Below are 23,263 nucleotides of genomic sequence, written 5' to 3' on the forward strand. Positions count from 1 at the left end.
GGCTATCCGAGCCCGAGGTCCGTGCCCACCCACGCGCCCGGCTGCCCCGCCCGCCCGCCCGCCCGCCCCCGCCCACCCCGCGTCTCTTCTCTGCGCGAGCCCCGCCCGCTCTGAGAGCACACTCCTGACCGGCTCAACCGGACAGGAGTGTGCTCTGTTGCGGAGTGCGGAGCGGACGGGCGCGGAGCGTCAGGCCTGGAGACGGGAGCGGAGCGCGCGCAGCTCGTCACGCATCGCACCGGGGAGCCGGGCGCCGAACGTGTCGAAGAACTGCTCCGTGAGGTCGGCCTCGGCGAGCCAGGACTCCTCGTCCACCGCGAAGAGCTCGTCGAGCGCGCCGTCGGGCAGGTCGAGGTCGTCCGTGCGCAGCGCACCGGGGGCGGGCACGATCCCGACGGGAGTCTCGACGCCGGCGACCCCCTCGTCGTCGTCGCCCGCCCGTGCGAGCGTGCGCCGGGCGATCCACTCGATCACCCGGGAGTTCTCGCCGAAGCCCGGCCACAGGAAGCCGCCGTCGGAGCCCTTGCGGAACCAGTTGACCTGGAAGACCAGCGGGCGCTTGTCGGCCGAGATCCCGGCGCCGACCTCGAGCCAGTGCGCCCAGTGGTCCGCCATGTTGTAGCCGCAGAACGGCAGCATCGCGAAGGGGTCGCGCCGCAGCGCGCCCACGGTGCCCTCCGCCGCGGCCGTCTGCTCGGAGGAGATCGTGGCGCCCATGAAGACGCCGTGCTCCCACGACAGCGCCTGCGCCACGAGCGGCACGTTGGTGGCGCGCCGGCCGCCGAAGATGATCGCGTCGATCGGCACGCCGGCCGGGTCGTCCCAGACGTCCGCGATCGACGGGCACTGCGCGGCGGCCACCGTGAACCGAGAGTTAGGGTGCGCGGCGGGCGTTCCGGCGTCGGGCGTCCAGTCCTGCCCGAGCCAGTCCGTCAGGTGCGCCGGCGGGGTGTCGGTGAGGCCCTCCCACCACACGTCGCCGTCGTCCGTGAGGGCAACGTTCGTGAAGATCGTGTCGTGCGTGAGCGTCGCGATCGCCGTCGGGTTGGTCGTGTGCCCCGTGCCGGGCGCGACGCCGAAGAACCCCGCCTCCGGGTTGATGGCGCGCAGCGTGCCGTCCGGGCCGCGACGCAGCCACGCGATGTCGTCGCCGACGGTCTCGACCGTCCAGCCCGGGATCGTCGGGCGCAGCATCGCGAGGTTGGTCTTGCCGCACGCCGACGGGAAAGCCGCCGCGAGGTGGAACGCGCGCCCCTCGGGCGAGGTCGCGCGGATGATCAGCATGTGCTCGGCCAGCCAGCCCTCGTCCCGGGCGATCGCCGAGGCGATCCGGAGCGCGAAGCACTTCTTGCCCAGCAGCGCGTTGCCGCCGTACCCCGAGCCGTAGGACCAGATCTCGCGCGTCTCGGGGAACTGGACGATGTACTTCGTCGGGCTGCACGGCCACGGGACGTCCACCGCCCCGTCGGCCAGGGGAGCGCCCACGCTGTGCACGGCCGGGACGAACGGGGCGCCCGCGTCGATGAGCTCGAGGACCTCGTCGCTGACCCGCGTCATGAGGTGCATGCTCACGACGACGTACGGGGAGTCGGTGATCTCGATCCCGACCTGGGACAGCGGGCCGCCGACGGGGCCCATGGAGAACGGGATGACGTACATGGTGCGGCCCCGCATCGCGCCGTCGAACACCCCGCGCAGCTCGGAGCGCATCTCGGCCGGCGCGCGCCAGTTGTTCGTCGGGCCGGCGTCGGCCTCGGTGCGCGAGCAGATGAACGTGCGGGACTCGACGCGCGCGACGTCGTCGGGATCCGACCGTGCCAGGAAGCTGCCGTGGCGGAGGTCCGGGTTGAGGGGGATCAGTGTGCCCTGGTCGACCATGAGGCGCTCGAGCTCGCGGCGCTCCTCGGGCGACCCGTCGCACCACACGACCTCGTCCGGGCGGGTCAGCGCCGCGACGGCGTCGACCCACGCGCGGGCGGACCCTCCAGGCAGGGGCGCGGCGGGCAGGGAGGGGGACTCGAGCAGCGACGTCATCATCGGTTCCGATCTTCTCGGGGTTCGGCTTGTCTTCACTCTGGCCCCGGTGGTAGACCGTCTTCTAGCGCAACGATGCGTCAAGAACGGACGATCTTTCCAGGAGATGAAGCCGTGGACCTGATGACCCTCGGACGACGGGTCCGGCACTTCCGCACGGCGCGCGGCCTGACCCTCGACGACCTGTCCGCCGCGACCGGCACCGCCCCCAGCCAGCTGTCGCTGATCGAGAACGGCAAGCGCGAGCCGCGCATCTCGCTGCTCGGCGCGATCGCGACCGCGCTCGACGTCGCCGTCAACGACCTGCTGTCCGAGGAGCCGCCATCGCGACGCGCCGCCCTGGAGATCGAGCTCGACCGAGCCCAGCGCTCCGCCCACTTCACCAAGCTCGGCCTCCCGCAGGTCAAGGCCAGCCAGAAGCTGCCGCAGCCCGTGCTCGAGAACCTCGTCGGGCTGCACCGTGAGCTCGCCCGGCGCGCCCGGGAGGCCATCGCCACGCCCGAGGAGGCGCGGCGCGCCAACACCCAGCTCCGGCTAGCCATGCAGGCCCGCAACAACTACCTGCCCGAGATCGAGGCGCTCGGCGAGGAGATGGCGCGCAAGGCCGGCTACACCGTCGGCGCGCTGACCCACCACACGGTCGCGCGGATGGCCGAGCAGCTCGGCTTCACGCTCCTGCACGTCGACGACCTCCCGCACTCGACCCGGACCGTCACCGACCTCGCCCACGGCCGGATCTATCTCCCGCCCGCCTCGATCCCCGGCGGGCACGGCCTGCGGTCCCTCGCGCTGCAGGCGATCGGGCACCGCGTCCTCGAGCACACCCGCCCGACGTCGTACGCTGACTTCCTGCGCCAGCGCCTCGAGATCAACTACTTCGCCGCGGCGTGCCTGATCCCGCGCAGCGCGGCCGTCGGCTGGCTCGAGGCCCGCAAGAAGGAGAAGGACCTCGCGGTCGAGGACTTCCGGGACGCGTTCGGCGTGACCCACGAGGCCGCCGCCCAGCGGTTCACCAACCTGGCCACCGAGCACCTCGGCATCCGGGTGCACTTCATGCGCGTGGGCGACGACGGCGCGCTGTACCGCGGGTACGAGAACGACGGGCTGACCTTCCCCGCGGACATCACCGGCGCGATCGAAGGCCAGTCCGTGTGCCGGCGGTGGGCGGCGCGCACCGCCTTCCTGCGTCGGGACCGGGCCACCGAGTTCTACCAGTACACCGACAACCCGGCCGGGACCTACTGGTGCTCGACGCAGACCGGTACGACGGCGTCGGGCGACTTCTCGATCAGCGTCGGGGTGCCGTTCGCCGACGTCAAGTGGTTCCGCGGGCGGGAGACCGACCGGCGCTTGACGTCGACCTGCCCCGACGAGGCATGCTGCCACCGGCCGCCCAGCACGCTCGCCGAGCGGTGGGTCGGCGCCTCGTGGCCGAGCGCGCTGATGCACCAGCACGTGCTCTCCGCCCTGCCGGCCGGCAGGTTCCCCGGTGTGGACGACACCGAGGTCTACGAGTTCCTGGAGAAGCACGCGCCGCGCGCATGAGTCCGGGCCGCCGGGCCGCGGGGCCGGGCGGACCGAGCGGCGCCTCGCCCGGTCCGTCCCGAGCGCCCCGATATGGCCTGGCCCGGCGACGTCGTCGGCCACTAGCATGTGGCTCGTGCGCCGCCTGGCGCGCATCGGCAGGGGTGCAGGGGGAAGCGGGATGCTGCGCGCACAGACTCGGGCTGCGCGGACGGCCATGGTCGCCGTCACGGTGCTGGGCTCGCTCGCGCTCGGTGCCTGCCAGTCGGAGTCCGGCTGCGCGGGCCGGACGACGCCGGAGGAGACCCTCGCCGGGTTCCTGCGCGCCGCCGTCGGCAACGACGCCCCCCGAGCGCGCGGCTACGCCGACGTCACGTACGTCCTCGAGGACGAGACCGTGAGCGGGCTGTCCCAGGCGCTGTCCCAGGCGCTGTCCGGCGTCTCGGTGGACGCGCTCGAGCTCACCGCGGAGCAGCACGGCGAGCTCTTCTACTTCGCGGTCGCCGACGGTGAGGGCACCCCGGTGGGGACGTTCTCCGTCCGGCGCAGCGACCGCTGCCACGGCGTCCTGTGGGCGGACGTCTCGTCCCGCACGACCACGGTGACCCGCCCCCGCTAGCCGCCCGCCGCGCCCAGCCCCAAGTTGGGAGCACTTCTGCACGCCACCACCGTGCAGAAGTGCTTCGAAGTTCGGTCTGGTGCGTACATCCACAGGGGATGGTCGTGGAAGGGGGCCTCCGGCAGGGTGGGGGGGGTGCGAGGGCCCGAGGATCCGCAGTGGCTACCTCCGCCTGCTCGGTCCCAGGTTCGCGTGTTCACCGTGCGACAGGCACTCGACGCCGGCGCCTCGCGGGGCCAGGTCGCTCGCCGGCTCGCGGACGGGACCTGGCGGCGGACCGTCGGGCGCGGGATCCGCCTGGCGGGCGACGAGCCTGACCCGCTCGTGCTCGTCGAGAGCGCCATGCTCACGTGGCCGGATGCGGTCGTGATCGGCCAGGCGGCGGCCGCGTTCCATCGAGCGCCGGTGCTGCTGCCGTCGGTCGTCGATGTCTGGCGTCCGCACGGCGGGGCTCGGACGATGCGGGGTTTGGTGCCGCACCGGTTCCAGCTCCCCGACGGCGCTCGTCGACCGACAAGTCTTTGGTCCGTGGCCCAGCCGGGCTTCGCGTTCGTGGACGCGCTGCGGCGGATGCCGATCGACGATGCGCGAGACCTGTTCGCCTGGCTGGTCACCCACCGGCATCTGAGTCGGGACGACCTTGCTCGCTGGATTCACGAGCTACGTGGTCAGCACGGGGCCTGTCAGCTCCGGCAGCTGTTGGCAGAGTCGGCCTCTGGGGCGCTGAGCGTTGCGGAGCGGCGCGAGCACCAGATGCTGCGGGCTGCGCGGATCCGGGGCTGGCGGGCCAATGTGGCTGTGCGCGACGAGCGGGGGATCATCGGCGTCGTCGACGTCCTCTTCGAGGCAGAGCGTGTGGTGATCGAGGTTGACGGTCGTCGTGCCCACGCCGACAGGTTCCAGGAGGACCGGACCCGGCAGAACCGCCTCGTCGTCGCGGGTTATCTGGTCCTACGGCACACCTGGACCGACCTGACACGGCGTGCTCCCACGCTCCTCGACGATCTGCGCCGAGTGCTCGCCGCGCGCCGCCCCCGCAGATAGAAGTTGGGAGCACTTCTGCACGGAGATCGCGTGCAAAAGTGCTCCCAACCTGGACCCCGGCCCCCCGGGGGGGTGGGGGGGGCGGGTCAGCTCACGTCGTCGTCGACCCAGTCGAGGGTCTTCGTGACGGCCTTCTTCCACAGGCGGTACTGGCGCTCGCGCTCGTCGGACTCCATCGACGGGCTCCACCGCTTGCCCTCCCGCCAGTTCGCGGTGACGTCCGCCTCGCCGTCCCAGAAGCCGACGGCGATGCCGGCCGCGTAGGCCGCGCCGAGCGCCGTGGTCTCGGCGACCTCCGGGCGGATGACGTCGACGTCGAGGATGTCCGCCTGGAACTGCATGAGCAGCTCGTTGGCGACCATCCCGCCGTCGACGCGCAGCTCGGTGAGGTCCACGCCCGAGTCCGCGTTCATCGCGTCCAGGACCTCGCGGGTCTGGAACGCCGTGGCCTCGAGCGCCGCGCGCGCGATGTGGTTCTTGTTGACGAACCGCGTGAGCCCGACGAGCGCGCCGCGGGCGTCGGAACGCCAGTGCGGGGCGAACAGCCCGGAGAACGCGGGCACGAAGTACGCGCCGCCGTTGTCCTCGACCTTGTTGGCGTAGTACTCGATGTCCGGGGCCTCCTCGAACAGCCCGAGGTTGTCGCGGAGCCACTGCACGAGCGAGCCCGTCACGGCGATCGAGCCCTCGAGCGCGTACACCTGTGGTGCGTCGCCGATCTTGTAGCAGACCGTCGTCAGCAGGCCGTTCTTGCTCGCGACCGGCTCGGTGCCGGTGTTCAGGAGCATGAAGTTGCCCGTGCCGTAGGTGTTCTTGGCCGAACCCTTCTCGAAGCACGCCTGGCCGAACGTCGCCGCCTGCTGGTCGCCGAGGATGCCAGCGATCGGCACGTCGGGGACCATGCCGCGCTTGCGGCCGTGCCCGTAGACCTCGGACGACGAGCGGATCTCCGGGAGCATCGACATCGGGATGCGCATGTCTGCGGCGATGTCCTCGTTCCAGGTGAGCGTGTCGATGTTCATCAGCATGGTGCGGGAGGCGTTGGTGACGTCGGTGATGTGCACGCCGCCGTCGGTGCCGCCCGTCATGTTCCACAGCACCCAGGTGTCGGTGTTGCCGAACAGCAGGTCGCCGCGCTCGGCGGCCTCACGGGCGCCCTCGACGTTGTCGAGGATCCACGTCACCTTGGGGCCGGAGAAGTAGGTCGCGAGCGGCAGGCCGACGCGGGACTTGTACTTCTCGAGGCCCTCGTCGCCCGCGAGCTCGTCGACGATCTTCTGGGTGCGGGTGTCCTGCCAGACGATCGCGTTGTAGACGGGCTTGCCGGTGGTCTTGTCCCACACGACGGCCGTCTCGCGCTGGTTGGTGATGCCGACGGCGGCAAGGTCGGCGTGCGTGAGGTTGCCGCGGGTGAGCGCGAGGCCGACAGCCTCGCGGACGTTGTTCCAGATCTGCTCCGGGTTGTGCTCGACCCACCCGGCGCGCGGGAAGATCTGGTCGTGCTCGAGCTGGCCCACCGAGTGGATGGTGCCCTCGTGCGTGAACACGATGGCGCGCGAGCTCGTGGTGCCCTGGTCGATCGCGAGGACGTACTTGGTGCTCATGTCAGTTCCTTGTCGTTGGTCTGGTCAACGGGGGCGGGCGTCAGGCGAGGGCGAGCGCCAGGAGGCCGGCGAGCGCGCCTCCGACGAGGGGGCCGACGACGGGCACCCACGCGTAACTCCAGTCGCTCGAGCCCTTGCCCTTGATGGGCAGCAGCGCGTGCACGATGCGCGGACCGAGGTCACGCGCCGGGTTGATGGCGTAACCGGTGGGCCCACCGAGGCTCAGGCCGATGCCGACGACGACGAGAGCCACCGCGAGCGGGCCGAGCTGGGTCGGGGTGTTGGCGAAGTTGAGGATGACGAAGACGAGCACGAACGTGCCGAGCACCTCGGTGAGCACGTTCCACAGCGGGGACCGGACCTCGGGCGCCGTGGCGAAGACGGCGAGCTTGGTGCCGGGGTCGGCGTCGAGGTCGAAGTGCTTCTTGTAGGCGAGGTACGCGAGGAGAGCGCCGAGCATGGCGCCGATCATCTCGCCGGCGAAGTAGACGAGCGTGTTGACGAGATTCACGTCGACGCCCTCGACGTACTGATCCTGCCCGTTGGCGATGATGCCGACCGTCACGGCCGGGTTGAGGTGGGCGCCCGACCTCCAGGCGGCCCACACACCGGCGAAGACGGCGAGGCCCCACCCGAAGGTGATGACGATCCAGCCGCCGTTGAATCCCTTGGTCTTCGGCAGGATGACGTTGGCGACCACGCCGGCGCCGAGGAGGATCAGGAGCGCTGTCCCGACGACCTCCGAGATGAATACCTGCCCGATGGTGACGTCCATTGGTTCCCCTCATTTCGCGTGCGGACGACGTCGTCCGCTCCTCCCCGGGGCACCCTTGCCCCGGGGTCCAGCTGGTTGATCCCCTGATCGCGCCGTCAGGTCCCGACGGGACCCGCAGCCCCCTTCGTGTCCTTCGGCGATCCAGGCTTGTGCCCGCCGTCGGCCGAGGAGCCGAGCGGGACGAGTGGTGCGACGTCGTCGGCGGCGAGGCGTGCGACCTCGGCGGCGGCGTCGTCGGGTGCGGACTCCGCGGCGACCTCGGCGGCGGCGCGGGCCTCGTACGCGGCGACCTCGCGGGTGCGGGTCTCCTCGTCCCAGCCGAGGCCGTCGGCCACCAGGCGCGAGATCTCTTCGAGCGCGGCGAGCCCGCGGTCCGCGACCTCGTAGTTGAGGCGCGTGCGGTGCAGCATGACGTCCTCGAGGTGCAGCACGCCCTCGTGGCTGACGGCGTAGGCGACCTCGGCCCGCAGGTACGCCGAGGCGTGCTCGAGCGGGCGTGCGAGGGACTCGTCTGCCTCGCACAGCGCGACGATGTCGGTGATGAGCGACCCGTAGCGGTGCAGCAGGTGGTCGACCATCGCGGGCGACCAGCCGTACCGCGTCGCGTAGGTGCGGCTCCAGTTGCGCTGCACCTCGAGGTTGGTGGCACCGACGAGCGGCACCTTCGAGGTGATCGACGGGCGGCGCTTGGCGGCGTCGCCGAGCGCGAAGTCGACGGCGTCCTCGGCCATCACTCGGTACGTGGTCAGCTTGCCGCCCGCGATCACGGTGAGACCCGGCGTCGGGGAGGCGGTCGTGTGCTCGCGCGAGACCTTCGCGGAGCTCGTGCCCTCCTTGGTGCCCGGCTGCAGCAGCGGGCGCAGGCCGGCCCACGTGCCGATGATGTCGTCCTTGGTGAGCGGGTCTGCCAGCACCGCGTTGGCGTGGTCGAGCACGTACTCGATGTCGGCCGCCGTGGCGACGGGGTGCTGGAGCTGGTGCTCCCACGGGGTGTCGGTGGTGCCGATCACCCAGTAGCGGGACCAGGGGATCACGAACAGCACGGACTTCTCGGTCTGCAGGATCAGGCCGACCTCGCCGCGGATGCGCTCGCGGGGGACGACGATGTGCACGCCCTTGGAGGCGAGCACCCGCAGGCCGCCCTCGTCGTCGGCGAGCGCCTCGGTCTCCTCGGTCCACACGCCCGTGGCGTTGATGACGTGGCGGGCGCGCACGCGCAGCTCCTCGCCGGACTCGAGGTCGCGGAGCACGGCACCGTCGACCCGGCCGCTCGCGTCCTTGGTGAGGTCCACGACCTGCGTGCGGCTCGCGGCGTGGGCGCCGTGCGAGGCCGCCGTGCGGATCAGGGTGGAGACGAGGCGCGCGTCGTCGACGCTCGCGTCCCAGTAGCGGACCGCGCCGATCGCGGCGTCGTGGCGGAGGTCGGGGAACAGGCGCTCCATGCCGCTGCGCGTCACGTGCCTGTGCAGCGGGAGGGCGCGCTTGCCCGGCGCGATCGTCGCGAGCGTGTCGTACAGCGCGACGCCGGCGCCGACGTACCCGCGCTCCCACACCCGGTGCTCGAGGGGGTACAGGAAGGACACCGGACGCACGAGGTGGGGGGCGAGCTTCGTGATCAGGAGGTCGCGCTCGGTGAGGGCCTCGTGCACCAGGCGGAAGTCCAGCATCTGCAGGTAGCGCAGCCCGCCGTGCACGAGCTTGCTCGAGCGGCTCGAGGTCCCGGCTGCCCAGTCCTGGGCCTCGACGACGGCCGTCGTGAGCCCGCGGGTGACCGCGTCGAGCGCGATCCCGGCTCCGGTGACGCCGCCGCCGATCACGAGGACGTCGAGCGGGTCGCCCGTGGCGGACGCTCGCATCGCCTCCAGCGCATCGGTACGAGCCTGGGGGGTGAGGCGAGAGGTAGGGGCAGACATCGGTGGCGTCCTTCCTGGGCGGTGCTGACGTTGTGTAACGTCACACGTGCAGCACAGTCGCGCAACCGCAGTGCACATACGTGCACGGGAATGTCCTGACGGGTGGTGCGCGACCGCCCGTCACCGCGAGCCCCGGGAGCCACGATGCCCACACGTGACCAGGACGTGCTGCGCGCTGCGTCCATGTACTACCTGCAGGACATGAAGATGGAGACGATCGCCCGGCACCTGGAGACGTCGCGCTCGACGGTCTCGCGCATGATCAAGGAGGCGCGCGAGACCGGCCTGGTCGAGATCTCGCTGCGCCCGGCGCACACTCGTGCACCCGGTCTCGGCCAGCGGATCCGGGACACGTACGGCGTCGAGGCGTTCGTCGTCGCGGTCCCCGACTCCCACTCGCAGCTGGACCGCCTGCACCAGGTGGCGCGCACCACGGCCCGCCTGGTGGGCACGTGGTTCGGGTCCGAGATGGTGCTCGCCGTCGCCTGGGGCACCACGCTGGCGACGATCGTGCCGTACCTGACGACCAAGGAGACCCGCGGCAGCGCCGTGGTCCAGCTCAACGGCGCCGCCAACACGCGCACGAGCGGCGTCGACTACGCGGGCGACCTGATGGCCGGGATCGGGCACGCGTTCGGCGCGCACGTGCACTACTTCCCGGTCCCGGCGTTCTTCGACTACGCGGGCACCAAGGAGGCCATGTGGCGAGAGCGGTCCGTGCAGCGCGTGGTCGAGCTGCAGCAGCGGGCGGACATCGCGCTGTTCTCCGTGGGAGCGCTGCGCGGCGAGCTCCCCAGCCACGTGTACTCGGCCGGCTACCTCGAGCCCGACGACGTCACGCGCCTGGACCGGGAGGGCGTCGTCGGCGACGTGTGCACGGTCTTCCTGCGGGAGGACGGCACCTACCGCGACATCGAAATCAACCAGCGGGCGACGGGGCCGTCCCCGGACCAGCTCCGGGCGATCCCGCGCCGGGTGTGCGCCGTGGCGGGCGACAACAAGGTGCTGCCCCTGCGTGCGGCGCTGCGGGCGGGCGCGATGACCCACCTGATCGTCGACGAGCTGACGGCCGCGCGGCTGCTCGAGCAGTGACCGCAGCGCCGACCTGAGGGCCCGGCATTGTGCGTCCCCGAGGCGGTTCGCGCGCCGCGACACGCCGGTGAGATCCGCAGGAACTCGTCCGCTGGGCGGAAGGCGCCGCGCGCCGGACGGGGCGTTCGCGTAGATTTTTGGGGTGCCCCCGGCTTCAGTACTGACCCGAAACCTGCCCGACGGCGTCTCCGTGCGCCCCGCTCGACCCGCCGACGTCCGACGTATCCGCGACCTCGTCGAGCCCTACGCGAACGAACGAATCCTCGTCGCGAAGGAGCAGGTCGCCTACTACGAGGCGGTCCAGGAGTTCCTCGTCGCCGCCGTCGTCGAGTCCTCCGAGGACGACGCCCTCGTGGACCTGCCCGACGACGCCCAGCCCGGCGACGTCGTCGGCTGCGGTGCCCTGCACGTCATGTGGGACGACCTCGCCGAGGTCCGCACGCTCGCCGTCGACCCGTCGTGGGTGGGCCGCGGCGTCGGTCATGCGATCCTCGAGACGCTGCTGGAGCGCGCCCGCGCGCTCGGGCTGACCCGCCTGTTCTGCCTGACGTTCGAGGTCGACTTCTTCGCGTCGCACGGCTTCGAGGTCATCCAGGGGACGCCGGTCGAGCCGGACGTCTACGCGCAGCTCCTGCGCTCGCACGACGACGGCATCGCCGAGTTCCTGGACCTCGCCCGGGTGAAGCCCAACACCCTGGGCAACACCCGGATGCTGCTCAACCTCTGAGCGGCGTCGTCAGTCCTGCACGGCCTTCGCGATCGTCACGGCGCGCGTGACCCACTCCTGCGCTGCGGGTCCGAGCGTGCGCTCGCGGCGGCGCTCCGATGCCTCGATGGTCCACAGCGCCTGCACCATCTCGCGCACGACGACCCAGTCCCGCGCGCGGTCGGGGTCGAGCCCGGCCACGTCGACGACAGTCCACAGGCGGTAACGGACCCGCCCGCGGACGTCCCCCGAGCCGACGACCTCGGGCCAGCGGTTCCACAGCAGCGGGGCGACCTCGAACGCGGGGTCCCCCGACAGGGGCTTCGGGTCGATCGCGAGCCAGGGCGCACGGTCGGCCGCGAGGACGTTCGCGTCGTGCAGGTCGGTGTGGACGAGGGTGCCGTCGGCGCCCGGCGCGAGGTCGCGCGCGAGCGACGCCGCCTGCTCGACGAGCCGGCGCGGCGCGGGCGCGTCCCGCGGCAGTGCGATGAGCCGGTCGGCCCAGTCCCGGGCGGCGTCCGAGAGGCGGTCGAGCTGCGGTGGGGCCGGCACGTGCAGCCGCTCGTACAGACCGCCGACGACGGCGCACGCGGCGACGTCGTCCAGCGTCGTCAGGGCCGTGGTGCGGGCGCGCTCGAGCAGCATCGCGAACCGGCGGGGGTCGGCGCGCAGCAGCGCGACCGCGCCGTTCCCGTGCCAGTGCTGCAGCGCGAGGTGCTCGTGCCGCGCCTCGGCGTGCGGCCAGGTGACCTTGAGCGCGGCCGGCACCCCGGCGTCGGTGCGGACGGGGAGGACGAGTGCGCACTGCCCGTGCGCCGCCGGGCCGTCCAGCGTGAGGTCCCACTCGCGCAGCAACGCGTCGACCTGGGCCGGGAGACCGCGCAGCCACGGCTCCCAGGTCTCGTCCCGGTCGCCCAGGTCGCTCATCGCGGCGGGGACCTCGATCCGCGCCGCGGTCATGCCGGCAGTCCCAGGTGGTCCGGGCCGGCGGCCACGGCGAGGCCGTCTGTGACGAGCCCGGCGAGCACGGCGTCGACCCGGACGGGATCGAAGTCCCCGATCAGCGCCGTGAGCCTTGCCTCGATGTCCGTGCGGGCCACGGGCGCGTGCGCCTCGCGGAGCAGCCGCATCGTCGCGCCACGGAGCTGGCGGTCCGTGCCCGCCCATCCCTGGACGCGGCGCCGGGCGGCGTGCGCGTCCGCGGGGTAGCCGGCGGCACGCCAGGCGCACAGGTCCGCGACCGGGCAGGCGTCGCACCGCGGGCTGCGGGCGGTGCACACGAGAGCCCCGAGCTCCATCGACGCCGCGGCCCAGCGCGCCGCCTCGGCGTCGTCGGCGGGCGCGACGGCATCGGCGGCCCGGGTCTCCGCCACCGTCAGGTGCGGCGAGGGAAGGGCCTCGGCGCGCAGCGTGCGGCCCAGCACCCGGCGGACGTTGGTGTCGAGCACGACGGAGCGGCGCCCGTGGGCGAACGCGGTCACGGCCGCCGCCGTGTACGCGCCGATGCCGGGCAGGGCTCGCAGGGCCTCCTCGCCGCGCGGGAGCACGCCGTCGTGCTCGGCGACGACGGCCCGTGCGCACTCCTGGAGCCTCAGGGCGCGACGGGGGTACCCCAGCCCGCCCCAGGCGCGCAGGACCTCGCCCGTCGGAGCCTCGGCGAGCGCGGCCGGGGTCGGCCAGCGCGTCAGCCAGTCCCGCCAGCGCGGCTCCACCCGGACGACCGGCGTCTGCTGCAGCATCACCTCGCTGACGAGCACGCCCCACGGGGTGCACGCCGGCTCGCGCCACGGGAGGGCCCGGGCGTGGAGGTCGAACCACGCCGTGGTGCGCGCGACGAGGGCTGCAGAGGTCATCGCGCCGATTATCACCCCGCACGCTCACCCTCGGCGTCGCGGCGCGTCTGCGCGCTGCCCGCGGTCCGCGCGCCGTAGCCTGGGCGGCACAGGGGCGGTGACGGCACACGGAGGGCCCCGGCGGCCCGTGACGGAGGTAGGCCATGGGTACCGTGACGCGACCGGTCGGGCCGCTGCCCCCGCGCGTCTACTGGGTGCGACGGCTCGTGGCGCTGGTTGTCGTGGTCGTCGTCCTCGTGGTCGCGTTCGCCGTCGTTCGAGCACTGACCGCCGGCGACGCCGCCCAGGGCAGCGACACCGGTGGCGAGGTGAGCGCCGCCCCGGACGGGTCCGGCTCTTCGGGCGGAGCGGACGACGACGGGGACGCCGGCGCGGCTGACGGCGGTGCAGACGGCGCGGCTGACGGCGGTGCCGAGAAGGGTGAGGGCGACACGGACGCCGGCGCGGACGGTGAGGCTCCCGCCGACGAGGAGCCCGCTGCGGGCGACGCCCCCGATGGCGCAGCGACGCCCGAGTGCGCCAAGGCGGACGTCGCCGTCGCGCTGCGCTCCGACGCGTCGACCTACGCCGCGAAGGCGGACCCCGTGTTCACCATGGACGTGACCAACGTCGGTGACGCGCCCTGCCTCGTCGACGTCACGGACGACACCCGCGAGCTGCTGATCGTCTCCGGACCCGCCCGGGTGTGGTCGAGCGCGGACTGCAACGACCCCGATGCGCGCCTCCTGCTCCTCAGCCCCGGCCAGGTCGACTCGCAGGAGCTCACGTGGTCGCGGGTGCGTTCGGACGAGAAGTGCGCTGCCTCGGACGTCGTGGCGGCACCCGGGACGTACCGCGCCACGCTGAGCCTCCTCGGGCGCGCCACCGACGAGCTGGTCTTCGTCCTCGGCTAGGGCGCTCAGACGGTCGGGTCGGACTGCTTCTCTGCTAGCAGGCTGAGCCGGAGCAGCGTCTCGATGTTGCGCTTGCGGATCGCTGCCTGCCGGACCGCCTTCGGGGCCCATGAGGCGGGGCCGGACACGATGTCCTCGCGCATCTCGATGCGGGTGCCCGTCCCGCTCGGGGTCAGCGTGATCTCCACCTTCGCGCGACCGACCGGTCGCATGGCCGCGTCGAGCACGAGCGTGCGGCCCGGCGCGCTCATGAGGACCGTGGTGCGGTCGTCGACGAGGATCGGCCACGCGCCCACGGAGTGGTGGACGCGGGCGCCCTCGCCCGGGAACGCGGCCTCGACCGCGCGGACGCGGGAGGCGCCGACCACCCAGCTGGGGTACTTCCAGCCGTCGGCCAGGATGCTCCACACCTGATCGGGCGAGGCTGGGGTCTCACGGGCCACGGTCACGAGCTTCACGGCGCACCTCCGGGTTCGATGCGCTCAGGCTAGATCGGGTGCCGCGGCGTCGCGCGGCGAACGCTGCTAGACGTACCGCTCCAAGATGCTCGACTCGGCCAGCCGGGAGAGCCCCTCGCGAACGGCTCGGGCGCGCTGCTCGCCGACGCCCTCCACGCTCATGAGCTCCTCGATCGTCGCCGCGAGCATGCGCTGCAGCCCGCCGAAGTGGTTGACCAGGCGCTCGATGATGGTCGCGGGCAGACGCGGCACCTTCGACAGCAGGCGGTAGCCGTGCGGCGCGACGGCGGCGTCGAGCGCGTCGCCCCCGCCGGGCAGGCCGAGCACCCGACCGATCTGGCTGAGGTCGAGCAGCTGGGTGGAGTCGAGCTCCGCCAGCGCGCCGAGGACGTCGGCGATGGTGCGGTCCTTGCCGCGCAGCTCGACGTAGTCGCGGATCACGGAGTCGCGGTCGGAGCCCAGCCCGCCGATGAGCTCGTCCAGCTGCAGGGCGAGGAGCCGTCCGTCAGTGCCGAGCTCGATGACGTAGCCCGCGATCTCCTCGGAGATCCGGCCGACCATCTCGAGGCGCTGCACCACGGCGCACACGTCGCGCACCGTGACGAGGTCCTCGATCTCCAGGGCCGAGAGCGTGCCGGAGACCTCGTCGAGACGTGCCTTGTAGCGCTCGAGCGTGGCGAGCGCCTGGTTGGCGCGCGAGAGGATCGTGTCCGTGTCCTCGAGCGCGTGCCGGTGCCCGCCGGTGTAGACGGCGACGATGCGCATCGACTGGCTCACGGAGATCACGGGGAAGCCGGTCTGCTTGGCGACGCGCTCGGCCGTGCGGTGACGCGTCCCGGACTCCGAGGTCTCGATGGTCGGGTCCGGCAGCAGCTGCACGGCTGCGCGCAGGACGCGGGAGGCGTGCCGGTCGAGGACGATCGCGCCGTCCATCTTGGCCAGCTCGCGCAGCCGGGTGGCGGAGAAGTCGACGTCGAGTTCGAAGCCGCCGGAGCAGATCGAGTCGACCACGGGGTCCATGCCCATGACGATGAGGGCTCCCGTGCGTCCGCGCAGGATCCGCTCGAGGCCGTCACGGAGCTCGGTGCCGGGGGCGACCGCCGCGAGGGTGTCGCGCAGCAGGTCGTCGAGGTGTGCGGGGATCGGGGCCACGGGGTGAATCCTATAGGCCAGAGCGCTCACGAACAGGGGCGACGCGAGCAAGCTCCATCGCTTGAGCGAGTCCGCTGGCGGGCAGCAGCTCCATGCCGGGCGGGGCGACCTCCGCGCTGCCCGCCGGCACGATCGCACGGGTGAACCCGAGCCGGGCCGCCTCCGCGAGGCGGCGGCCCAGGGTCGCGACCGGGCGCAGCTCGCCGGAGAGGCCGACCTCCCCGATCGCGACGGTGCCACGGGCTGCCGGGACCTGCGTCGCGGCGCTCATGGCGGCGAGGGCGATCGCGAGGTCGGCGGCGGGCTCGACCACCCGTGCGCCGCCGATCGTGGAGACGTAAACGTCCTGGCTGTCGAGCCGCAGGCCGGCGTGCCGGTGCATGACGGCGAGGATCATCGCGAGGCGGCTCGAGTCGACGCCGCTCGTGGTGCGCCGCGGGTTGGCCAGGGTGGACGGCACGGCGAGGGCCTGGATCTCGAGGGGCAGCGGGCGCCGGCCCTCGAGGGAGATCGTCACGCACGTCCCCGGCACGTCGGCGAGGGCGTGCGACATGAACAGCCCGCTCGGGTCGGAGACGCCCGCGATCCCGGTCTCGGTCAGCTCGAAGCACCCGACCTCGTCCGTCGGGCCGTAGCGGTTCTTGACCGCGCGGACCATGCGCAGGCTCGCGTGCCGGTCGCCCTCGAACTGGCAGACGACGTCGACGAGGTGCTCGAGGGTGCGGGGGCCTGCGACGGTGCCGTCCTTGGTCACGTGCCCGACGAGGACGACGGGCATGTCCCGCGACTTCGCGGCGGTGATGATCGCTGCCGCGACCTCCCGCACCTGGGACACGCCGCCCGGAGCGCCGTCGACCTCGGCGGACGCGATCGTCTGCACGGAGTCCAGGACGAGGAGGTCGGGTCGCTCGGCCTCGATGTGGCCGAGCACCGTGCCGAGGTCGGTCTCGGAGGCGAGGAGCAGCCCCGCCTGCAGCGCGCCGATCCGCTCGGCGCGCAGCCGCACCTGCCCGGCGGACTCCTCGCCGCTGACGTACAGGACGCGGCGGCCCGTCCCGGCCGCGATCCCCGCGACGTCGAGCAGCAGGGTCGACTTGCCCACGCCCGGCTCGCCCGCGAGGAGCACGACGGCGCCCGGCACGAGCCCGCCGCCCAGGACCCGGTCGAACTCGGCGACGCCGGTGGGCACCGCCCGCGCACCCTCGACCGGGATGTCGGCGATCGGCCGGGCCGGCGTGTGGGCCGGGGACGTCGCGACCGTGCGCGGGCCCGTCGGGGCCGCACCCTGCTCCGCGACGGTCCCCCACTCCTGGCACTCGCCGCACCGCCCGACCCACTTGGCCGTGGTCCAGCCGCACTCGGAGCAGCGGAATCCGCGGGGCTGGGCGGCGGTGCGGCGCGAGGAGGAGCTCATGGGCGTCACGGTAGCCGGGGGCGGTGACACGCGTCGGCCTGCCGGTGTCGGGCGCCCGCCGTAGGCTCGGTGCGGACGAGAGGTGGAGGATGAGCGACGAGACGCCGCAGCACGGACAGCCGCAGCACGGACGACGCACCGACGGGCCGGACGGGGACGCCGCGCGCCCCGCGGGGACGAGCGAGCGCCCTGGGCGGCGCTCGTGGTGGATCGCGGGAGGGCTCCTGCTGCTGCTCGTGGTTGCCGCCGCAGTCGTGTGGGCCGCGACGCGAGGCAGTGAGGAGCCGGCAGCCGAGCCGACGACCCCGCCAGCCGTGACGATCACCAACCCGCTGCCCACGCCCGAGGTCTCCCCGGTTGCCAAGGAGCCCGGGACACCCCTGTACGACCTGCTGCCGAGCACGGTGCTGCAGTTCGCGCTCAGTGCAGCGAGCGCCGAGGACCCGGGCCTGGCCCCGTGGACCGCGGGTGCGCTCGAGGTCCACCGGCTCACGTACGTGGCTGCCGACGGGACCGAGCTGATCGTCGTCGCGACGCAGTGGGAGACGCCCGAGGATGCGGAGGCGGCCCGTGCGGCCGTCGACGCCGCCGTCGCGACCGAACTGCCCGATGCGGTCGCGACGAACGATCCCGTCCAGGTCGGCGAGGCGCAGACCGGCACCGCGACGACGCGTGCAGGCGATCCCACCGGAGTGGTGACCTGGTCGAACGGCACTGCGGTCCTGCGCGCCGAAGGGCCGGCCGACACGGTGCGCGACGTGTTCCTGGCGTTCCCGATCTGACCGCGCTGCGGTAGTTTTCGCTCGGGAGCGTCGTCGACGCGCTCCGGGAAAGGCCAGACCATGCCGCACCGCCCCGCTCGGCCACCGGCCATGAGCGACGTCGCCGTCGCCGCGGGGGTGTCTCACCAGACCGTCTCGCGCGTCCTCAACGACCATCCGAACGTCAGCGAGGCGACACGCTCGCGGGTGCTCGCCGCGATCGAGACGCTCGGGTACCGCCGCAACAGCGCGGCGCGAGCCCTGGCGACCCGGCGCTCGTCGACGATCGGCGTCGTGTCGACCGGCTCGCCGCTGTTCGGGCCGGCGTCGACGCTCCTGGCGACGGAGGCAGCGGCGCGCGAGGCCGGGTACTTCGTGTCCCTCGCGACGATCACGCGCCACGACCGCGACGCGATGCGGGAGGCGTTCGACCACTTCCTGAGCCAGGGCGTCGACGGGATCATCGTCGTCGCGCCGCACGACGAGGTCGCCGATGCCGTGGTCAGCCTGGCCGCTCCGGTCGCGGCCGTCCTCATCTCCTCGACGCAGGTGCGAGACGCCGGGACGGGCGCGGGCCTCGTGCGCTCCGTGGGTGTCGACCAGCGGGCGGGCGCGCGTCTGGCCACCCAGCACCTGCTCGACCTGGGGCACGACGACGTCGTGCACCTCGCGGGCCCCTCCGACTGGTTCGACGCTCGGGAGCGCGTGGCCGGCTGGCGCGCGACGCTGGACGCGGCAGGGGTGGCCTGGCGCGAGCCGCTCGCGGGCGACTGGAGCGCGGAGCGCGGGTACGACGTCGGGCGGCGGCTCGTCGACGAAGGTCTACCGAGCGCGATCTTCGCGGGGAACGACCAGCTAGCCCTCGGTCTGCTGCACGCCTTCTGGGACGCCGGTGTCCGCGTACCGGACGACGTCTCGGTCGTCGGGTTCGACGACGTCGCCGGTTCCGACCACTTCATCCCGCCGCTCACCACCGTGCGCCAGCACTTCGGTCGCCTCGGCCGCCGGGCGATCGACGTGCTGACCGGCCTGCTCGCCGGCGAGGAGCGCGATCAGGCGCCGCTGCTGCCCGACCTGCGGGTTCGTGCCTCGACGGCCCCGCCGCGTTCCGCGACGGCGTAACGGGTGGGTGCGCGCGCCGAGCCGAGCGGGCCCGGCGCTTGACGATCGGCGCGTTGTTAGCGCTAACATTGCAGGGTGGCGCCGACGGTCGCGCGCCCCTTCTCGAGGCAATGGAGCCGAGCATGAACGTCGACCCCCACAACGCCCTCGTCGTCGGCGTGGACTACGGGACCCTGTCCGGCCGCGCCGTCGTGGTGCGCGTGCGCGACGGCGCTGAGCTGGGCTCAGCCGTCCACCCCTACGCCCACGCCGTGATGGAGACCGAGCTCACCGCCGGTCCGTCGCGCCAGCGGCTCGCTCCGGACTGGGCCCTGCAGGTCCCCGCCGACTACGTCGAGGTGCTCGCCACGGCGGTCCCGGCGGCGCTCGCCGCAGCCGAGGCGGCGCACGGGATCGACCGCGCCGACGTCATCGGGATCGGCACCGACTTCACGGCGTGCACGATGGTGCCTGTCACCGCCGACGGCACGCCGCTCAACGAGCTGGAAGCCTTCGCCGACCGCCCGCACGCGTACGTCAAGCTGTGGAAGCACCACGCTGCGCAGGGGCAGGCCGACCGCATCAACGAGCTGGCGCACGCGCGCGGCGAGTCGTGGATCAAGCGCTACGGCGGCCTGATCTCGTCCGAGTGGGAGTTCGCCAAGGGGCTGCAGATCCTCGAGGAGGACCGGGAGGTCTACGACGCGATCGAGCACTGGGTCGAGGCTGCCGACTGGATCGTGTGGCAGCTGTGCGGCCAGTACGTCCGCAACGCCTGCACCGCGGGCTACAAGGGCATCCTGCAGGACGGCGAGTACCCGTCGCGCGACTTCCTCGCGGCCCTCAACCCGGACTTCGCCGACTTCGTGACCGCCAAGGTCGAGCACCCGATCGGCCAGCTCGGGCAGAGCGCCGGAACCCTGACGGCCGACGCCGCGCGGATCACGGGTCTCCCCGAGGGCATCGCCGTCGCCGTCGGCAACGTCGACGCGCACGTGACCGCTCCCGCGGCCGCAGCCGTCGAGCCCGGCCAGATGGTCGCGATCATGGGCACCTCGACGTGCCACGTCATGAACAGCGACACGCTCGCCGAGGTCCCGGGCATGTGCGGGGTCGTCGAGGGCGGGATCGTCGAGGGCCTGTGGGGCTACGAGGCCGGCCAGTCCGGCGTCGGCGACATCTTCGGCTGGTTCGTCTCCTCCGCCGTCCCGCCGACGTACGTCGAGGCTGCCGCAGCCCGGGGGCTCGGTGTGCACGAGTACCTCACCGAGCTCGCGGCCGAGCAGGAGATCGGCGAGCACGGCCTCGTCGCGCTCGACTGGCACTCCGGCAACCGGTCGGTCCTCGTCGACCACGAGCTCTCCGGGCTCGTCGTCGGGCAGACGCTCACCACGCGGCCTGAGGACACCTACCGCGCGCTGCTGGAGGCCACCGCCTTCGGCACCCGCACGATCGTCGAGACCTTCGCGGCCGCGGGCGTCCCGGTCACCGAGCTGGTGGTCGCGGGCGGGCTGCTCAAGAACCGCCTGCTCATGCAGATCTATGCGGACGTCACGCGCCTGCCGCTGTCCACGATCACCTCGGAGCAGGGCCCCGCGCTTGGGTCCGCCATCCACGCTGCGGTCGCGGCCGGGGCGTACGACGACGTCCGGGCGGCCGCGCAGGTCATGGGTCGTCGCGAGGTGGCCGCGTACACGCCCGACGAGGACCGCGCCCAGCGCTACGACGCGCTGTTCGCCGAGTACACCGCGCTGCACGACCACTTCGGCCGCGGCGGGAACGACGTCATGCACCGGCTCAAGGCGATCCGGCGCGACGCCGTCGGGCGACGGCTCGCTACCGGCACCGCCGGTGTCGACGCTGACGACCCGGCCGGCGACGCTGCCGCCGCGAGCGTCCCGCAGGAGGTGACGGCATGAGCCTCGACCACCTCTCCGCGGAGGTGCGCGCCGAGGTCGAGCGCACCCGCGCCGTCGTCGCCGCGCTGCACGCCGAGCTCCCGCGCTGGGGGCTGGTCGTGTGGACGGCGGGCAACGTCTCCCAGCGTGTCCGTGTGCCGAGTGGTGACGACCTCCTCGTGATCAAGCCGTCGGGGGTGACCTACGACGAGCTCACGCCGGAGGCCATGGTCGTGTGCGACCTCGAGGGCAACCTGCTCGAGGGGACCCGCGCGCCGTCGTCGGACACCGCCGCCCACGCCTACGTCTACGCGCACATGCCCGAGGTCGGGGGAGTCGTGCACACGCACTCCACCTACGCGACCGCCTGGGCCGCGCGCGCCGAGCCCGTGCCGTGCGTGCTGACGATGATGGCGGACGAGTTCGGCGGGGACATCCCGATCGGACCATTCGCGCTGATCGGCGACGACTCGATCGGCCGCGGCATCGTCGAGACGCTGCGCGAGTCGCGCTCGCCGGCGGTGCTCATGCGCAACCACGGTCCGTTCACGATCGGCACGGACGCCAAGGCCGCCGTCAAGGCTGCCGTCATGGTCGAGGAGGTGGCCCGCACGGTGCACATCTCGCGCCAGCTGGGCGAGCCCCTGCCCATCGAGGCGCACCACGTCGACTCCCTGTACGACCGCTACCAGAACGTCTACGGACAGGGCTCGGCGCCCACGTCCGGCATCACCCCCGCGCCGACGACGACGTCGGCTACCGACAAGGAGCAGCAGCGATGACCAAGCCCTACGCCGACCGTGAGGTCTGGTTCTTCACCGGCAGCCAGGACCTCTATGGCGAGGACACGCTGCGCCAGGTCGCCGAGCAGTCGCAGGAGATCGCGCGCACGCTCGACGCGGCCTCCGACGTGCCCGTCAAGATCGTCTGGAAGCCGACCCTCAAGGACTCGGCGTCGATCCGCCGCGCGGCGCTCGACGCCAACAGCGACGACCGCGTGATCGGGATCATCGCGTGGATGCACACGTTCTCGCCGGCCAAGATGTGGATCGCCGGCCTCGACGCGCTGCGCAAGCCGCTGCTGCACCTGCACACGCAGGCCAACGTCGACCTGCCGTGGGCGTCGATCGACATGGACTTCATGAACCTCAACCAGGCCGCGCACGGCGACCGGGAGTTCGGGTACATCCAGTCGCGCCTCGGCGTCGCGCGCAAGACCGTCGTCGGGCACGTCACGCACCCGGCCGTGACCGCCTCGATCGCGACCTGGGCGCGGGCCGCCGCCGGCTGGGCCGCCGCGCACGAGCTGCGCCTCGCGCGGTTCGGCGACAACATGCGCAACGTCGCTGTCACCGAGGGCGACAAGACCGAGGCCGAGCTGCGGTTCGGCGTCTCCGTGAACACGTGGGGCGTCAACGACCTCGTGGCGGTCGTGGACGAGGTTGCGGACACCGACGTCGACACGCTCGTCGCCGAGTACGAGGAGCTGTACGACGTCGTGCCCGAGCTCCGGCGCGGGGGCGACCGGCACGACGCCCTGCGCTACGGCGCCCGGCAGGAGATCGCCCTGGAGACGTTCCTGACCGGCGTCGGCGCGAAGGCGTTCACCACGAACTTCGAGGACCTCGGCGGGCTGCGCCAGCTGCCCGGGCTCGCGGTGCAGCGCCTGATGTCGAAGGGCTACGGGTTCGGTGCCGAGGGTGACTGGAAGACTGCCCTCCTCGTGCGCGCCGCCAAGGTGATGGGCGAGGGCCTGCCCGGCGGTGCGTCGCTCATGGAGGACTACACGTACGACCTCGCGCAGGGCCAGGAGAAGATCCTCGGGGCGCACATGCTCGAGATCTGCCCGTCGCTGACGACGTCCCGCCCGAAGCTCGAGATCCACCCGCTGGGCATCGGCGGCAAGGAGGACCCGGTGCGCCTGGTGTTCGACACGGACCCCGGCGTGGGCGTCGTCGTCGCGCTGTCGGACATGCGGGACCGCTTCCGCCTGACGGCCAACGTGGTCGACCTGGTCGAGCACCCGGAGCTGCCGAACCTGCCCGTCGCGCGCGCCGTCTGGCAGCCGCGGCCGAGCTTCGCGGTGTCGGCGGAGGCGTGGCTCACGGCTGGCGCGGCGCACCACACGGTGCTGTCGACGGCCGCGGGGATCGAGGCCTTCGAGGACTTCGCCGACATGGCGCGCACCGAGCTCCTCGTGATCGACGAGTCCACGACGCGGCGCGACTTCCGCGACCGGGTCCGCTGGAACGCGGCGTACTACCGCCTGGCGCAGACCATCTGACGCTTCTGCTCCGCCCGTAGAGCACACTCCTGACCGGCTCAGCCGGACGGGAGTGTGCTCTCGGCGTTTGTGCCGGGGTCTTGGCGGGGATGAGGTTCTGGGGTAGCGTTCTCTACAACGATGTAGATCAACGATGTA

The 23,263-nt window shown here is 72.7% G+C and carries 20 protein-coding genes; 11 read left to right on the forward strand and 9 right to left on the reverse strand.

Features of this window, described 5'->3' with window-relative positions; all coding sequences use genetic code 11:
• Nucleotides 1-189: 189 nt before the first annotated feature.
• Nucleotides 190-2,034 (reverse strand): phosphoenolpyruvate carboxykinase (GTP), encoded by a 1,845-nt coding sequence (locus BMZ30_RS01010; protein ID WP_093375604.1) that lies wholly within the window; start codon nucleotides 2,032-2,034, stop codon nucleotides 190-192.
• Between the two features lie 75 nt (nucleotides 2,035-2,109).
• Here BMZ30_RS01010 and BMZ30_RS01015 point away from each other — a divergent pair, with 75 nt between their 5' ends.
• From BMZ30_RS01015 to BMZ30_RS01025, 3 genes are all read left to right on the forward strand, one after another.
• Entirely contained in the window at nucleotides 2,110-3,579 is a 1,470-nt protein-coding gene (locus tag BMZ30_RS01015) for a helix-turn-helix domain-containing protein (protein WP_093374256.1), read from the forward strand.
• Between the two features lie 160 nt (nucleotides 3,580-3,739).
• Entirely contained in the window at nucleotides 3,740-4,177 is a 438-nt protein-coding gene (locus BMZ30_RS01020; protein ID WP_143073094.1) for a hypothetical protein, read from the forward strand.
• A 192-nt stretch (nucleotides 4,178-4,369) separates the two neighbouring features.
• A complete protein-coding gene (locus tag BMZ30_RS01025) occupies nucleotides 4,370-5,221 on the forward strand; it encodes an endonuclease domain-containing protein (RefSeq protein ID WP_093374258.1) in 852 nt (283 codons plus the stop codon).
• 86 nt (nucleotides 5,222-5,307) lie between these two features.
• Here BMZ30_RS01025 and glpK read toward each other — a convergent pair whose 3' ends face one another.
• From glpK to BMZ30_RS01040, 3 genes are all read right to left on the reverse strand, one after another.
• The gene (gene glpK / locus BMZ30_RS01030) at nucleotides 5,308-6,825 is read right to left on the reverse strand and encodes a glycerol kinase GlpK (RefSeq protein ID WP_093374259.1); all 1,518 of its coding nucleotides are present in this window, start codon (nucleotides 6,823-6,825) and stop codon (nucleotides 5,308-5,310) included.
• Between the two features lie 40 nt (nucleotides 6,826-6,865).
• The gene (locus tag BMZ30_RS01035) at nucleotides 6,866-7,600 is read right to left on the reverse strand and encodes an MIP/aquaporin family protein (RefSeq protein WP_093374260.1); all 735 of its coding nucleotides are present in this window, start codon (nucleotides 7,598-7,600) and stop codon (nucleotides 6,866-6,868) included.
• A 95-nt stretch (nucleotides 7,601-7,695) separates the two neighbouring features.
• A complete protein-coding gene (locus BMZ30_RS01040; RefSeq protein ID WP_093374261.1) occupies nucleotides 7,696-9,513 on the reverse strand; it encodes a glycerol-3-phosphate dehydrogenase/oxidase in 1,818 nt (605 codons plus the stop codon).
• 144 nt (nucleotides 9,514-9,657) lie between these two features.
• Between BMZ30_RS01040 and BMZ30_RS01045 the strand changes: the two genes are divergently transcribed.
• Nucleotides 9,658-10,605: a sugar-binding transcriptional regulator gene (locus BMZ30_RS01045; RefSeq protein ID WP_093374263.1), complete on the forward strand. Its 948-nt coding sequence runs from the start codon at nucleotides 9,658-9,660 to the stop codon at nucleotides 10,603-10,605.
• A gap of 142 nt (nucleotides 10,606-10,747) precedes the next feature.
• Entirely contained in the window at nucleotides 10,748-11,332 is a 585-nt protein-coding gene (locus BMZ30_RS01050; protein ID WP_229828355.1) for an amino-acid N-acetyltransferase, read from the forward strand.
• A 9-nt stretch (nucleotides 11,333-11,341) separates the two neighbouring features.
• Here the strand turns inward: BMZ30_RS01050 and BMZ30_RS01055 are convergent, their stop codons facing one another.
• Both BMZ30_RS01055 and BMZ30_RS01060 read right to left on the reverse strand, forming a co-directional pair.
• On the reverse strand, nucleotides 11,342-12,271 hold the full coding sequence (locus tag BMZ30_RS01055; RefSeq protein WP_219810162.1) for an aminoglycoside phosphotransferase family protein: 930 nt from the start codon (nucleotides 12,269-12,271) through the stop codon (nucleotides 11,342-11,344).
• Nucleotides 12,268-13,164, reverse strand: a complete 897-nt coding sequence (locus BMZ30_RS01060) for an HhH-GPD family protein (RefSeq protein ID WP_093374265.1) — start codon at nucleotides 13,162-13,164, stop codon at nucleotides 12,268-12,270. The genes BMZ30_RS01055 and BMZ30_RS01060 overlap by 4 nt, the downstream gene beginning before the upstream one ends.
• A gap of 143 nt (nucleotides 13,165-13,307) precedes the next feature.
• On the opposite strand from BMZ30_RS01060, the gene BMZ30_RS01065 reads away from it, so the two are divergent.
• Complete coding sequence (locus BMZ30_RS01065) at nucleotides 13,308-14,057, forward strand: hypothetical protein (RefSeq protein ID WP_093374267.1); 750 nt, start codon at nucleotides 13,308-13,310, stop codon at nucleotides 14,055-14,057.
• A gap of 5 nt (nucleotides 14,058-14,062) precedes the next feature.
• On the opposite strand, the gene BMZ30_RS01070 is transcribed toward BMZ30_RS01065, so the two are convergent.
• The 3 genes from BMZ30_RS01070 to radA form a co-directional block, all read right to left on the reverse strand.
• Nucleotides 14,063-14,515: an SRPBCC family protein gene (locus BMZ30_RS01070; protein ID WP_229828353.1), complete on the reverse strand. Its 453-nt coding sequence runs from the start codon at nucleotides 14,513-14,515 to the stop codon at nucleotides 14,063-14,065.
• Between the two features lie 66 nt (nucleotides 14,516-14,581).
• Nucleotides 14,582-15,667 carry a DNA integrity scanning diadenylate cyclase DisA gene (disA, locus tag BMZ30_RS01075; protein WP_093374269.1) on the reverse strand — a complete coding sequence of 362 codons (1,086 nt, stop codon included), beginning with the start codon at nucleotides 15,665-15,667 and terminating at the stop codon, nucleotides 14,582-14,584.
• Between the two features lie 10 nt (nucleotides 15,668-15,677).
• Nucleotides 15,678-17,081, reverse strand: a complete 1,404-nt coding sequence (radA, locus tag BMZ30_RS01080) for a DNA repair protein RadA (RefSeq protein WP_093374271.1) — start codon at nucleotides 17,079-17,081, stop codon at nucleotides 15,678-15,680.
• Nucleotides 17,082-17,170: 89 nt separating this feature from the next.
• Here radA and BMZ30_RS01085 point away from each other — a divergent pair, with 89 nt between their 5' ends.
• The 5 genes from BMZ30_RS01085 to araA all read left to right on the forward strand — a co-directional run bounded on the left by BMZ30_RS01085 (nucleotide 17,171) and on the right by araA (nucleotide 23,125).
• Nucleotides 17,171-17,863 carry a hypothetical protein gene (locus BMZ30_RS01085; protein WP_093374273.1) on the forward strand — a complete coding sequence of 231 codons (693 nt, stop codon included), beginning with the start codon at nucleotides 17,171-17,173 and terminating at the stop codon, nucleotides 17,861-17,863.
• Nucleotides 17,864-17,953: 90 nt separating this feature from the next.
• Nucleotides 17,954-18,964, forward strand: a complete 1,011-nt coding sequence (locus tag BMZ30_RS01090; RefSeq protein ID WP_093374275.1) for a LacI family DNA-binding transcriptional regulator — start codon at nucleotides 17,954-17,956, stop codon at nucleotides 18,962-18,964.
• 110 nt (nucleotides 18,965-19,074) lie between these two features.
• Complete coding sequence (araB, locus tag BMZ30_RS01095) at nucleotides 19,075-20,862, forward strand: ribulokinase (RefSeq protein ID WP_373296817.1); 1,788 nt, start codon at nucleotides 19,075-19,077, stop codon at nucleotides 20,860-20,862.
• Nucleotides 20,859-21,623, forward strand: a complete 765-nt coding sequence (locus tag BMZ30_RS01100; RefSeq protein ID WP_093374277.1) for an L-ribulose-5-phosphate 4-epimerase — start codon at nucleotides 20,859-20,861, stop codon at nucleotides 21,621-21,623. The genes araB and BMZ30_RS01100 overlap by 4 nt, the downstream gene beginning before the upstream one ends.
• On the forward strand, nucleotides 21,620-23,125 hold the full coding sequence (gene araA / locus BMZ30_RS01105) for an L-arabinose isomerase (protein WP_093374279.1): 1,506 nt from the start codon (nucleotides 21,620-21,622) through the stop codon (nucleotides 23,123-23,125). The genes BMZ30_RS01100 and araA overlap by 4 nt, the downstream gene beginning before the upstream one ends.
• The last annotated feature ends 138 nt before the right edge of the window (nucleotides 23,126-23,263 follow it).

The sequence above is a fragment of the Flavimobilis marinus genome (genome assembly GCF_900113055.1).
GTDB classification, from domain to species: domain Bacteria; phylum Actinomycetota; class Actinomycetes; order Actinomycetales; family Cellulomonadaceae; genus Flavimobilis; species Flavimobilis marinus.